Annotated in this window: 5 protein-coding genes; 4 read left to right on the top strand and 1 reads right to left on the bottom strand. The window is 66.1% G+C overall.

Going from position 1 to position 13,343, the window contains the following annotated elements:
- Nucleotides 1-254: 254 nt before the first annotated feature.
- The 3 genes from ASG52_RS26855 (at nucleotide 255) to proA (ending at nucleotide 11,873) form a co-directional block, all read left to right on the top strand.
- Nucleotides 255-1,310, top strand: coding sequence for a hypothetical protein (locus ASG52_RS26855; RefSeq protein WP_156383768.1), 1,056 nt, complete (start codon nucleotides 255-257; stop codon nucleotides 1,308-1,310).
- A 448-nt stretch (nucleotides 1,311-1,758) separates the two neighbouring features.
- Complete coding sequence (locus tag ASG52_RS03810; protein ID WP_056239202.1) at nucleotides 1,759-5,898, top strand: lysozyme inhibitor LprI family protein; 4,140 nt, start codon at nucleotides 1,759-1,761, stop codon at nucleotides 5,896-5,898.
- Nucleotides 5,895-11,873: an anti-phage protein ProA gene (proA, locus tag ASG52_RS03805; RefSeq protein WP_286158929.1), complete on the top strand. Its 5,979-nt coding sequence runs from the start codon at nucleotides 5,895-5,897 to the stop codon at nucleotides 11,871-11,873. The genes ASG52_RS03810 and proA overlap by 4 nt, the downstream gene beginning before the upstream one ends.
- A gap of 200 nt (nucleotides 11,874-12,073) precedes the next feature.
- Here the strand turns inward: proA and ASG52_RS28610 are convergent, their stop codons facing one another.
- Nucleotides 12,074-12,340, bottom strand: a complete 267-nt coding sequence (locus ASG52_RS28610) for a helix-turn-helix transcriptional regulator (protein ID WP_082552323.1) — start codon at nucleotides 12,338-12,340, stop codon at nucleotides 12,074-12,076.
- A gap of 46 nt (nucleotides 12,341-12,386) precedes the next feature.
- Here ASG52_RS28610 and ASG52_RS03800 point away from each other — a divergent pair, with 46 nt between their 5' ends.
- Nucleotides 12,387-13,340, top strand: a complete 954-nt coding sequence (locus ASG52_RS03800) for a 3'-5' exonuclease (RefSeq protein WP_353612451.1) — start codon at nucleotides 12,387-12,389, stop codon at nucleotides 13,338-13,340.
- Nucleotides 13,341-13,343 lie beyond the last annotated feature (3 nt).

The following is a 13,343-nucleotide window of genomic DNA, read 5'->3' as shown; positions in this document are numbered from 1 at the left end:
GGTCCTCTCGCTCGTCGAGGAAGATCCGTCCCTCGCCAACACCACAAGCTGATCTCTGGCTTTACGCTCATATCAGCCGTTCAGGCGGGCTGACGGCCCACTCTGGAGCCGACGCACGATGGGAGGGGCAATGGCGCAAATAAGTCCAGGCTGTGCGAGAATGCGCTGCTTGGAGTGTCTCTCCGAGGTACCCTGCAACAACCCATTCGATCCACGGTGGTGACGCCCTCTAAGCCTTCGAAGAGCAGCAAACAATGCATCCGCATGTTGTGAATTTGATTGAAAATCTCAAGCATCGCCATCAAGGCATTGTAGCTTCGTGTAAAACGCAAGAATACCGAGATATTATTAGCGATGGCGAAGGTTATTCGCTAGTAAAAAATACCTGTGCGATGCATCGTGATGCACAAGAGCAAATCAAAAATGTAATTAATTATAATGGAAGTAAGATCTTTGAAGAAGTTTTCGAAAATATCATATCTGACAAGCAGAATTTCAAACACCCTGCCTGCTGGGCCCTATTTTGGGCAATAACCGAGGCAGAGCATGAGACAGCCAAGCTATATGAAATGGATACTCATGAACCAGAATTGAACGGCGCTTTGATATCGCAAATAGCATCTTGTGTCCCGAAGTTTATAGCATATAGCCGTGCTGTATCTACTGAAGGATTCAAAGAATGCGTCATAGTTGACGTATTCAATCTTGCAACTAAGGGCAATGAGGCCAGAACTGGTGCAGATATGGGGGTGATTATTGATCAAAGAAGAGGCAACAACCGGGTTGTGTTTCCTGCATTGTTCCAAGCAAAACGAGCTCACGAGCGGACTGTTGATGTATACCGCAAGGCAGGGGTGACATCAACTCAACTGGAGCAACTGTTGCTATCAGGGATTGGCAATTATCTGTTCTATAACGAGTTTGATAAAGCAACATTCCCGCCTACAGCCATGTCGGCCGAACTAGTCGACAAGTTTTATAATAAAGGTCACAGTGTTTGGCCGCTTTTTTCAAGCAATGGCTTCGCGGCCACAATTGCGTTTGGACTTGCGCTCGGTGAAATTGTAGGAACAGTGCGGTGTCATAGCCCTGAAGATGCGCTTCTAAAAATATATAACCCCGATATTAAAGATATAGACCCAGGATTCCCCTTGGTTTGCGTACTAAATGATCGTGAATTTACGTTCGATGAGCGGGTCGATATCGAGAATGAGTGGCGTGATCTCGTAAACGAGGCTAAGGAGGACTTAAAGAATGGCGTCAAGCCATTTTCCGGTAGGGGCGGCTCGATACCGGGACTTGGAAGCTGATTGCGCGTTAGGCATCCTTGAGATCCGCCGAAATAATATGCATAACGACCTGCAAGCTCTTTTGCGACGGAGTTCTACTTCGAAGATCGTGAGCGGCCTTAACGGTAAAGTCCGTCTCTCTGCCAAGTGCGCTCTAACCGGACGGGAGGCTGGCAGCCATGCTCGCTCTTTCGAGGCCAATCGGACTGCCGATATGCAGACCTCCCGAAGGCCCAAGAAGGGTCGCGAGCGGCTCCTGGCGGCGAATATCAAACGGACCGTGCAGACCGCCGCCATTCGGGCTTGGTCCCCACCTTGCTCATCCGCACAGACGCGCCGTCATCCGTGGGCCAGCATTTTCTGGATTGTGGCCGATTCAACCTTGAATGGGTCATGCCAACCCGGCAAACCGTGCGTAACAAATGTACGGGGTGCGACAATGGCCCGGGGCGGAACGCGCGGTTTTCTGTTGGTCGCAGCGATCACGGTATCAATCGTGCCGGCCATCGCCCAGGTCACGCCGCTCGACATTTTCGGTGGGCTTCTGGGTGCCGCCCAGGCGCAGGCCGCCCGTGATGCCTGGGCTCGGCTCTCCAATACGGACCGGTTCTGCCTCGATCGCGCACTCGCGCGCCGGAACGCCGACATCGCCGGCATGATCCAGCGTGGCATTGCCCCGGACGACGGGCGTCTCGGCAGCTTCTTCACCGAGTGCCGGCGCTTCACCGAGCCGAACCTGCGGAGGGGCTTCAGCTGCACCACGTCGGACGAGAACGGCTGGTCGGTCTCGACTACCTGCAACCAGTCCTTCGCCTACCGCGACGGCAGCAACCGCGTCCTGGCCGTCGAACCGCGCGAGGCGATCGAGCTGCATTTCTCGGGCACTCGGATTATCGTCGCCGATGTCGAGACTGCGGAGGCGCGCGAGCTGCGTCAGGCGCGGGCCGAGGCGCAGGGCCGGGCCGAGCAGCTTCAGGTACTCAAGACCACGCTCGCGAACTACCAGCGCGACGCCTCGCCCGTCGTGCGTTCGGAGGTTGCGCGGATCCAGAGCCGGATCGAGCAGCAACTCGCCGCCCGGACCGGCCCGTCCGCACCCGATACGGACACGATCAGCCGGGAGGTCGGTGGGCTCGGTGCGTTGTCTCAGACCGAGGCCGCGCGACTGTCCGCGCTCGACCGGATGGGTAGCCTGCGCGCGCAGGCCGAGGCGCGGACCAAGGCCGAGACCTCGGACGGGCTGAAGAAGCGGCTGGCCGACCTGCGCAAGGAGGCCGCCGCCGTGTCCGAGCCCCCGCGCACCGCCTCGTTGCCGAAGCCGGTGGCGTCGACCCGCGATCTCGGGCCGTCCTTCGACTGCGAGAAGGCCAACACCCCGCTGCCGATCCTGATCTGCGAGGATGCCGGCCTGCGCCGCATCGATCTCGAGATGGCCCGGCCCTTCTACGCACTGCGTCACCTCAAGCCCGACGCCGGCGCGGAGCTGAAGGCGGAGTCGAACGAGCTGGTCGAGCGCACGCTCAAGACCTGCCGCATCCCGGAGACCGGCAAGGTCACGGCAGCTCTGCGCGCGCGCGCCGTCCCCTGCATCGCTGCGACTTACCAGCGTCAGAAGGAAGCCTGGGCAGCGCGCGTCGGACGCGATGGTCCCCCTGCGGCACGCCAGGAGATCGGGCGGCCGATCGAGGACCATGTCCGCCTGCAAGAGGCTCTGCGCGCGGCTAGCTATCTTGCGGCCGATGCGATCGCCGACGGCGTCTACGGCGGGGTGACGCGGCGGGCGATCACGAGCTTCGCGGATGCCCAGGGCTTGGCTGGGGACGGCTTCCTCAGCACCGGCCTCGCCGACCGGCTTGGGCGCGGACCGAGTGTTGGCCCGAGCCTCGCCGTGGCGATGGATGCCAGCCTGCCCGCCCGCATCGAGGCCGTCGCGCGGCGCTACGAGGCCTATCTCGGTGACCTCGGGGGCGAAGAACGGGACCGCAGCTCCCGCCTCCAGGCGCAGCGTCGGCTCGGCGAACAGCGCCAGCGTATCGAGGCCCTACTGGGCGGCCCGGTAGCGGAGGACCTGCGAACCGAACTGGCTCCGCTCCTCAAACAGTCGGAAGGGGCTTCGCCGCAGGAACTGCCGCGTGTCGTGGAGACCATCGAGCGGCGCTTTGCGCAGATCGAGCCACGCGTGCGCGAGGCCGAGGCGGTGCAGCGCGCCGTCACCGACAAGAACCGCTTCCTCGTCGAGGGCGATCCCGGCGACATCCTGCTCCTCTACAACAGCTCGCCGCGCGCGGGCGCGGTCGTTCGCGGCCTCGACGGCAACCTCGTCTTCGATCCTGAACGCACGCTGGCCTGCGCCCTGCCGGACGCGCCGGCCGACCGGATCGCCCTCGAACAGCTCGTCGCCAAGCTGCGCAGCCTCGGTGCCCCGGTCCGGGAGACCCTGCCCCGCTGCACCAGCGCGCAGCAGCTGAGCGCCGACCTGCTGGCCCTTGACCGCGGCGCGCTACGTGCACAGTCCGGGCTCTTCGGCACAATCGCTTCGGCGGTCGATACAGGCGTTTACGCGCTCGCCGGCACGGTGCTGAAGTCCGACATCGAGGCCGCACGCCAGCAAGAGGGCATCCGAGCGGCGGAAGCCGAGAGCGAGGTCTCGCGCGGGACCTCGGAGGGCCTGGCCGTGCTCGCCTTCGGCACCGGCTCGCGCACGGTCTGCCGAGTGGCGACTGGGGACAAGGCGCTGCACGACCGTCTCCTGGAGCTCTACGAGGCCCTGCTGAAGGCGGAACTCGGCGGCGCGACCACCATGGTAGCGGCGAGTGCCGACGGAGCTTTTCTGTCGATCAAGCGTGGTCAGTGCGGGGCCGTCTACGGCAGCGCCAAGGATCTCGCGCCCCTGGTGAAGGGGCTGACCCGCGACGGCGTCAGCTTCCGCTATCTGCCGATTTGGATCGCACCCGAGGTCGCCGCCAAGGCGCAGGCGACGCTGGCGGAGCAGGGCGACGCCAAGCGCCGCGAGCGCGAAGCGGAGGAGCGCCGACGCGAGCGCGACAAAGCGGAGAACCAGCGCGCGGCTCTCGTCGAGCGCCTGAAGCGCGACGCGGCCGAGGCCGAGACCACCCTGAAGGGCGGTATCCCGCAGGATCTCCAGACCTTCCTGTCCGGCTTCGTCGCCGACGTGACCGGGATCTCGCCCGACACCTCCGACGAGCGCCTGAAGGAGCTCGCCGACGCCTACGCGGGCAAGCGCGCCCGCATCGATGCGGCGGCGCGGCTCGCCCGGGCGGTGACGGCCAAGAGCCGCTTCCTGATCGAGGGCGGCCGCGGCGACCTGATCGTGCTCTACAACGACAGCGGCAAGGCTCCCTCCGTCGTGCGCAACCTGCGCGGCGAGCTGGTGTTCGAGGATGGTCGTGGGGCCGCTTGCCTGTACCACGCGCCCCTGTCGGACGTGTTCCTGAACCGGCAGATCCGCGATCGGAGCGCGGCGCTCGGGGCCAAGCTCGATCTGCCGCTCGCAGCCTGCGGGCCGAACGACCTCGCCAAGCAGGACCTGATCTTCGCCGAGCGCGAGCGCCTGCTGCGCGAGCCGGTCGACCGGGTGATCACCCTGGTGGAGGCGGTTAACGGCAACCTGTTCGCTCGGCTCGCCATCGTCGATGCGACCGCCCTGGCCTCCGCGCGGCAGGCTGAGGCGGCCAAGGCCAACGAGGTCGAAGCGCTGGTGCGTGAGCGCAAGGGCGAGGGCTTCGGTGTCGTCGCGGTGCCGAACGCATCGAGCGTGCTCTGCCGGGTTGCGCCCGATAAGGCCGAAGCGCACGCGGCCATTCTCGCTCGGCTCTCGGATCGGCTCGGCGACGAACTGCCGGGCCAACCTGTCGTCGCGCCGACCTCGGCGGATGGGGCCTTCATCGCCGTCAAGCGCGGCGAGTGCGGCGCGGTCTACGCGGCGTCCGTCGATCTCGCCACGATCACCGAGGCCATGACCCGGGACGGCATCACTCACCGCTACCTCCCCCTATGGATCGAGCCGGCCGAAGCCGCGACCACGCAGACCGAGATCGACGCGAGCAAGACCCGTAGCGTCGAGGAGCAATTCAAGCGTCAGCGCGAGCTGGAGGAGCGCAGCAAGCTCGACCGTGAGAAGGAGAAGGAGGCGAGCGCCCGGCGCGAGACGCGCGAGCGGGCCTTGCGCGCCCAGTGGGGCGAGCGAGCGCGCTTCTTCGAGCAGGCGCTCGGCGAGGAGGCGCAAGCCTTCGCGACAGGCGACCGCCCGGTCGGGTTTACAGGACGGTACCCGAAGCTCGCCCGCCATTATCAGACCCAGCGCGACGACCGCTGGGAATTCATGTCGGCCGAGACGCAGATCCTCGACTACGGCACCGCCCTCTACAAGGAGCGTCCGCTCGAGACCGCCATGGCGACCACGCGGATCAAGATGCGCAACCGCATCAAGGGCGAGTACCAAGACGTCTGCTACGTGACCGGCTACGTCAATGACGCCGAGTTCAGTGTCATCCGGGATGCGTTCGGGGAGACCTGCGACGAGGTCGGACCTAAGCTCGCCCGCTACAAGCAGGGCGAGCGCTTCTCGAGTCGATGGATCGTACAGTGAGCAACGAGACGATCGAGCCCGTCGCTGAGATCGACGTTCAGGAGGTCGTGCGGGTCGCGTGCACGGCGACGGAGCATGTCAGCCTCGCCTACTACGAGAACGCTATTCCGGTGATCCGGGAGATTGTGGTCGCGAACCCGTCCGATGAGGATCTCGTCGATCTCCGGGTACGGATCGAGAGCCGGCCGGCCGTCGTGCAGCCGCTGACCCTGCGCATCGACCGTGTCCCGGCCGGCTCGAACCATCACATCGAGACGCCCGATATCCGGCTCGATGCGGCGCTGCTCGCCGGCTTCACCGAGGCGAGCCGCCTCGAACTGACGAGCGTCCTGGAGGATGCGGGCGGCGAACGCGCCCGGAGCGTGGCGGAGATCCGCCTGCTCCCGCCCTCGCAATGGGGCGGCGGCCGGAGCGCCCCGGAACTGCTCGCCGCCTTCGTCCGGCCGAACGACCCGGCCGTCGACATCGTGCTGCGCGATGCCGCGACGAAGCTCGGCGAGGCCGGGCGCGAGACCGGCCTGAACGGCTACAGCGCGCGGAAGAAGGCCCGCACCTGGGAACTCGCCGAGGCGATCTGGGCGGCCATCGCCGACCGTCGCATCGCCTACGTCCTGCCGCCGGCGAGCTTCGAGCAGGCCGGCCAGAAGGTGCGCGGTCCGAGCGAGGTTCTGGAACGCAAGGTCGGCACCTGCCTCGACCTCTCGCTCCTCTACGCCGCCTGCCTGGAGCAGGCGGGCTTAAACCCGGTCCTGGTGCTGACGGAGGGCCACGCCTTCGTCGGCCTGTGGTTGCAGGACGAGGATTTCGCGAGCGCGACCGTCGACGACATGCAGCTCCTGCGCAAGCGCCGGGACCTGCAGGACCTCGTCCTCGTCGAGACGACACTGCTGACCCACAACCCACCGGCCGCGTTCAAGGTCGCGATCACGCAGGGTAGCGCCCAGGTCGAGGACGACGCGCCCGCCCCGCTCGAAGTCGCGATCGATGTTCGGCGCTGCCGGCGGCGCGGCATCCGCCCGATGGATCTTGGTGAGGGCAGGCCGGCAGACCTCGCGCCCGCGCCGACGGCACCGCTCAACCAGCCGCTCTCCGCACCGCCCAGCTTCGACGAGGAGGCGCGACCGCCCGCCGATGAGGCTCCCGAGACCCCGGTCGGTCGAATGGAGCGCTGGAAGCGCAAGCTCCTCGACCTGACGCTCCGCAACAAGCTCTTGAACTTCAAGCCCGGCAAGGGCTCGGTCGTGCTCGAATGCGTTTCCCCCGGGGGCCTGGAGGACGGCCTCGCGGCGGGGCAGGAATTCCGGTTGAAGCCCGTCTCTGACGTGCTGAGCGGGGCCGACGAGCGCAGCGCCGATCTCTACGCCCGGCGTCATCACGACGACGGTCGGCGCAGCTATCTTGAGGCGGCGCTCGCCCGGCGGGAGATCTACACGACCTCGACCGAGGCAGAGCTCGACCGCCGCCTGCTCGATCTCTTCCGCCTCGCCCGCAACGGCTTCGAGGAGGGCGGGGCCAACATCCTCTATCTCGCGATCGGTTTCCTCTCGTGGACCCGCAAGGAGGGCGAGGCCGCTTACCGCGCTCCGCTGCTGCTGGTGCCGGTTTCGCTGAAACGCTCCAGCGTCCGCGCCGGCTTCCGCCTGGCGCTGCACGACGACGAGGTGCGGATCAACCCGACCCTGCTGGAGATGCTGCGCGAGGACTTTCGGCTGCGCATACCGGAGTTCGAGGGGGATCTGCCGCGGGACGCCTCCGGCATCGACGTCGACGCCATCTTCAAGATCGTGCGCGCGCACGTGCGCGACCTGCGCGGCTGGGAGGTGGTGCCGGACGTCGTGCTCTCGGCCTTCTCATTCACCAAGTACCTGATGTGGAAGGACTTGGTCGACCGCGCTGAGGTGCTCAAGCGCAATCCGGTGGTGCGCCACCTCATCGACACGCCGAAGCATTCCTACGGCGACGGGACGCCCTTCCCCGAGCCCGCGCGCCTCGATTACGAGTATCCGCCCGAGACTGTGTTCGCGCCGCTCTCGGCCGATTCGTCCCAGCTCTCTGCGGTGCTGGCCGCCGCCCAGGGCAAGGACTTCGTGCTGTTCGGGCCGCCCGGTACGGGCAAGAGCCAGACGATCGGCAACATGATCGCCCAGTGCCTCGCGCAGGGCCGCACGGTGCTGTTCGTCTCGCAGAAGACAGCCGCCCTGGAGGTCGTGCAGCGCCGCCTGCAGGAGATCGGTCTCGGCGACTACTGCCTGGAGGTCCATTCGACCAAGGCGCAGAAGTCGGCAGTTCTCGGGCAGCTGCGCCGGGCCTGGCATGAGCGCACCACGCCCTCGCAGGGCACCTGGGACGCGGCAACCAGTGAGCTCGCGAGCCTGCGCGAGGAGCTCAACGGCCTCGTGAACGCGCTCCATCGACGGCGTGAGAACGGCTTGTCGGCCTACGAAGCCTTCGGCCGCGTGATCGCGGCCGGTGGCGGCGACCTCGGGCTCGTGCTCACCTGGCCGGACCATCTCGCGTACGGCGCGGAGACGCTCGCGACGCTCCGCGCGGGCTGCCGGGAATTGCGCCCAGTCCTTTCCTCGGTGGGCTCCCTCGTCGACCATCCGCTGCAGGGCGTCGAGGCCACCCAGTGGTCGCCGGTCTGGCGCGACGATATGGGAGCCGCGATCCGCGCCAACACAGACGCCCTGTCGACGCTCCGCGTCAGCGGCCAAGCCTTCGCCGACGCGATCGGCCTGCCCACCCTGCTCGCGACCTACGCCGGCACACGCGGGCTCATGGTGCTCGGCAACTATCTCGTCCGGCCCGAGGCCCGCTGCGGTGCCGCCTTCCTGGCCGATGGCTCCGGCGATCTGCGCCGGGCCGTCGCCGCGCGCGAGCGCTTCCAAGCGACGCGCACCGAACTCCTCGGTCGCCTCTCTGGCCGGTACCGGCCGGGCATCCTCGACCAGAACCTTGCCGGTCTCCTCACCGAGTGGGTCGCCGCACAAGGATCCAATTTCCTGGTTCGCAGCGGACGGCTGAAGCGCGTGCTGCTGCAGGTCCAGCCCTACGCCGAGGGCACACTGCCGGAGGATATCGGGCCGGATCTCACCGGTCTGATCGAAGTCGCCCGGCACGTGAAGGCGGGCTGCCTTGAGGAACTCGTCCTCGCCCGGCTGGGGCTACCATGGAGCAACCCGGAGATGCCGGCGGCCGAGTTCCAGCCGGCCATCACCTGGGCCGAGAAGGTCGAGCAGCTTCTCGACATCCTCGGACCACTCTCGCTCAGCATCGACGGCCTACGCGACCACCTCGTGCAACTCGTCGAGCAGCAGGCGCGGGCGCTGGCTGAGGGCGGTCGCATCGCGCAGGCCTATGCCGCCTTCGCGCAGGATCGTGCGCGCACCACTGATGCGATGAAGGCACTCAGCCAGCTGGCCGGGCGCGCCGACCCTGACGAGCCGTTGGCGGCGGAGGCCGACTGGATCGAGCGCAGCATCGCACTGGCGCAACGCTGGGCCTCCGGGCTCGGGCGGGCTCAGGGCTGGTGCGCGTGGCAGGCGGCCGCGCAGAACGCGCGCGGCAGCGGCCTCACCCCGCTGATCGAGGCGTTGGAGGAGGGACGCGTCGCTCCCGACCGGGCCGAGGCGGCGTTCGAGACCGCCTATGCTCGGTGGTGGATCGACCGCGTCGTCAGCCACGACCCGGTGTTGCGCCGCTTCCTCCCGGAGCGCCACGAGGACACAATCGCCCGCTTCCGCGCGGCGGACCGGCGCGTCACCGAGCTCTCGAAGCAGGTGGTGCGCTCGCGCCTCGGCGGCGGCATCCCCGGGCCGACCGCCTTCGGGGCCGATCCGGAATGGGGCACACTCTCGCACGAGCTGACGAAGAAGACGCAGCACATGCCGCTGCGCAAGCTGTTCGGCCGGATGCCGACGGCGCTGACCAGGCTCACCCCCTGCGTGATGATGAGCCCGCTCTCGATCGCGCAGTACCTGCCGCCGGACAAGGAGCCGTTCGACGTCGTCATCTTCGACGAGGCCTCGCAGATCTCGCCCTGGGACGCGGTCGGCGCGATCGCGCGGGGCAAGCAGGTGGTGATCGTCGGCGACCCCGAGCAGCTCCCGCCGACCAATGTCGGCGACCGCGGCGTCGACGACATCGAGGACGGCAGCGACGTCTCGGACCAGGAGTCCATTCTCGACGAATGCCTGGCCGCCAACATCCCGCGGCGGAACCTCGACTGGCACTACCGCAGCCGGCACGAGAGCCTGATCGCCTTCTCGAATGCGCACTACTACGGCGGCCGCCTCGTCACCTTCCCGTCGCCGGTCACCGACGACCGGGCCGTGCGGCTGACTCTGGTGCCCGACGGCGTCTACGAGCGCGGCTCGGGGCGCGTGAACCGACCCGAAGCCCGGGCAGTCGTCGCCGAGATCGTGCGTCGCCTGCGCGAGCCGAGCTTCGCGCAGGAGCGCCGCTCGCTTGGCATCGTCACCTTCAACGGCGAGCAGCAGCGACTGATCGAGAACCTGCTCGACGAGCAGCGGCGTTCGTATCCGGAGCTGGAGCCGTTCTTCGACCGGGACCGCTGGCACGAGCCGGTCTTCGTGAAGAACCTGGAGAATGTGCAGGGCGACGAGCGCGACACGATCATATTCTCGGTCGCCGTCGGCCCGGACCAGACGGGACGGCCGGTCAGCACCGTGTCCTCGCTCAACAAAGACGGCGGCTACCGCCGCCTGAACGTTGCCATCACCCGTGCTCGGCGCGAACTCGTGGTCTTCGCCTCGCTCCGGCCTGAGCAGATCGACCTCGGCCGCACGCGGGCGCGCGGCGTGCGCGACTTCAAGCACTTCCTCGAATTCGCTGACCGCGGCGCGCGGGCGCTCGCCGAGGCCTTCGCGCCAACCGGTGGTGATGTCGAATCCCCCTTCGAGGCGGCCGTGCTGGCTGCGCTTCAGGCGAAGGGCTGGACCGTGCACACGCAGATCGGCGTGTCGGGCTTCCGGGTCGACCTCGGCGTGGTGCATCCGGACGCCCCTGGCCGCTACCTTGCCGGGGTCGAGTGCGATGGCGCGACCTACCACAGCTCGGCCACGGCCCGGGACCGCGACCGCCTGCGCGAGCACGTGCTGACCGACCTCGGGTGGCGCATCCGTCGCGTGTGGAGCACCGAGTGGTGGATGAACGCAGAGGGCGCGCTCGCCAAGCTCGACCAGCGTCTGCGCGAGGATCTGGAGCAGGATCGCACGCGGGCCGCCGAAGCGGCTCAAGCCGATGCGTCCACTACGCCTGCTACCCCAGAGCCGGACAACCCCGAACCTACCGACGAGATGCCGTCCGTCGTACCCGTTGAGGAACCTCCACCGGAGCCAGCGAACGATCCGCAGGCTCCGTCGGACCCGATCTCGCCGAGCCTCTATGCGGATCAGATCACGCTGCGCCGCAGCTCAGCTCCCGCGATCGAGGTTTCGCAGGGACAGCAGAGCTACCGGATTGCCGACCTCGCCGACTGCGGCCTTCCGATCGAGCCGGCTCGTTTCCACGATGCTTCCTACCGCAACGTGCTGCGAGCATCTGTGGAGCATGTGGCCGCCGTGGAGGGGCCCATCTACGAGGATGTCCTGCTACGGCGTATTGCGCGGGCCCATGGACTCCCGCGTGTCAGCACCCTGATTCGCGAAGCCGTCTCGGACCAGATCGGCCCTGCCATTGCGCGAAGCGAGGATGACGGCCGGACGGTGCTGTGGCCGCCCCACCAGCCGCCGCAGGTGAGCTGTTCCCACCGTGCATCCGATGCCGGCCTCCGCAATCATGCTGATACGCCAATGCCTGAGCTTATCGGCCTCGCGCAGACACTGCGATCCGATGCTTCGGAAGCCGAGCGCGTCCGTATGATGGCGCAAAGGCTTGGCCTATCCCGAATAGAGGCCTCAACGCGGGCGCGGTTCGAGCGTGCCAGCGTCCTCGCGCGAGATATGCTTGTGTAATTCCGCAACTGACGACGCTTTGTTCGGGGCGGGATGATCGACGGGTGCAGCAATGGTCTTAATCTTCTGATCACGCTGGCGACCGGCTGATCCGGTCCGCATCGTCTTGTGTTCTTCAGACGGGGAGCGCTTCGCCGGCACGACGTGTCAGGACGCACGTCACTTTGCGGAACGAAATCCGCATAGCTCTCAATCGTCTATTACGTTTCGTTCGGACGATCTACGTAGCCTTGAGCGTACACATCGGCCCGCAGGACAATCCCAGCCGCCCCATCCTCACGCCTGATCTCTTCAACACCTCCGACCTTCAGAGCAGCGATTAAGCTTTCCATCGTTCGGGAGTGGGGAACCTGCCTACCGTTTTCGAAGCGGACGACCACGAGCCGCTGCACGCCAGCGCGTTCCGCAAGATCGGCCTGCGACCATCCGAGCGCGACCCGTCCAGCCTTGAGCAGCCGCCGATCCATGCTACAAGGCCCGCTCACGAAAATGTGATCGCTTTAAAACGATACCCTGTGTATCGTTTCCCACAGGAACATCTATGTTGAGCTTGCCCGCAACGAACGGAGAGCAAGCCACATGCTCGATATCGATCCCGAACTGGTCGCCACTGCGCTTGAGCGAAACGGCGATTATCGTGTGCTGCGTCGTCATAAGCCTCGTCGCACCTTCGATACTCCAGGTGATGCCGAGGTCAGAAAGGGCCTCATTATCGATCTCGAGACCACAGGCCTCGACCCCACATATCACGAGATCATCGAAGTCGGGCTGTTGCCTTTCACGTACACTGTGGACGGACGCTTAGTCGCAGCCGGCACGCCGTACGGCTCATTTCAGCAGCCCTTTGGAGTGATCCTGCCCGAAATCACCCGGCTGACCGGGATCGACGGAGCGATGGTCGAGGGCCGGATGATCGACCGCGCTCAAGTCAACTCGCTGGTAGCAGAGGCCGATCTGGTGATCGCGCACAACGCGAATTTTGATCGGAAGTTCGCGGAGGACCTCTGCCCGGCGTTGGCGACCAAGCCGTGGGGATGTTCGCTCGTGCAGGTCCCGTGGGCGGCCGAGGGCATGGGCAGCAAGCTCTGCTACATCGCAACCGACTTGGGCTTCATTTACTCGGCCCATCGCGCGGTCGACGACTGCCAGGCGACACTCGAATGCCTGGCGCGTCGGCTGCCGCAGTCCGGGCGGACAGGATTCAGCTACCTCTTAGAGCGGGCGTTCGAGAGCGTTTACCGCCTCAAGGCGGTGCGTGCGCCGTTCGAAGCTAAAGATGCCCTCAAGGCTCGCCGGTACCGCTGGGACGATGGCAACGTGAGCAAGGTGCGCGGCTGGTACAAGGACGTGCCGGCAGACGAGGTCGCTGCCGAGGTCGGCTGGCTCCGCTTGGAGATTTATCGCTACGAAGCCGACATCCCGGTCACGGAGATCACGCCTTTCGATCGATTCTCGAACAGGAGTTGATCC

It is taken from the genome of Methylobacterium sp. Leaf456, assembly GCF_001425465.1.
Lineage (GTDB): Bacteria > Pseudomonadota > Alphaproteobacteria > Rhizobiales > Beijerinckiaceae > Methylobacterium.
Note: the sequence above shows the minus strand (reverse complement) of the source record. Positions and strands in the feature narration are given on the sequence as shown.

Coding starts and splice junctions, on each gene's coding strand:
- ASG52_RS26855 (WP_156383768.1), top strand. CDS start 255: ATGCATCCGCATGTTGTGAATTTGATTGAAAATCTCAAGCATCGCCAT.
- ASG52_RS28610 (WP_082552323.1), bottom strand. CDS start 12,340: ATGGATCGGCGGCTGCTCAAGGCTGGACGGGTCGCGCTCGGATGGTCG.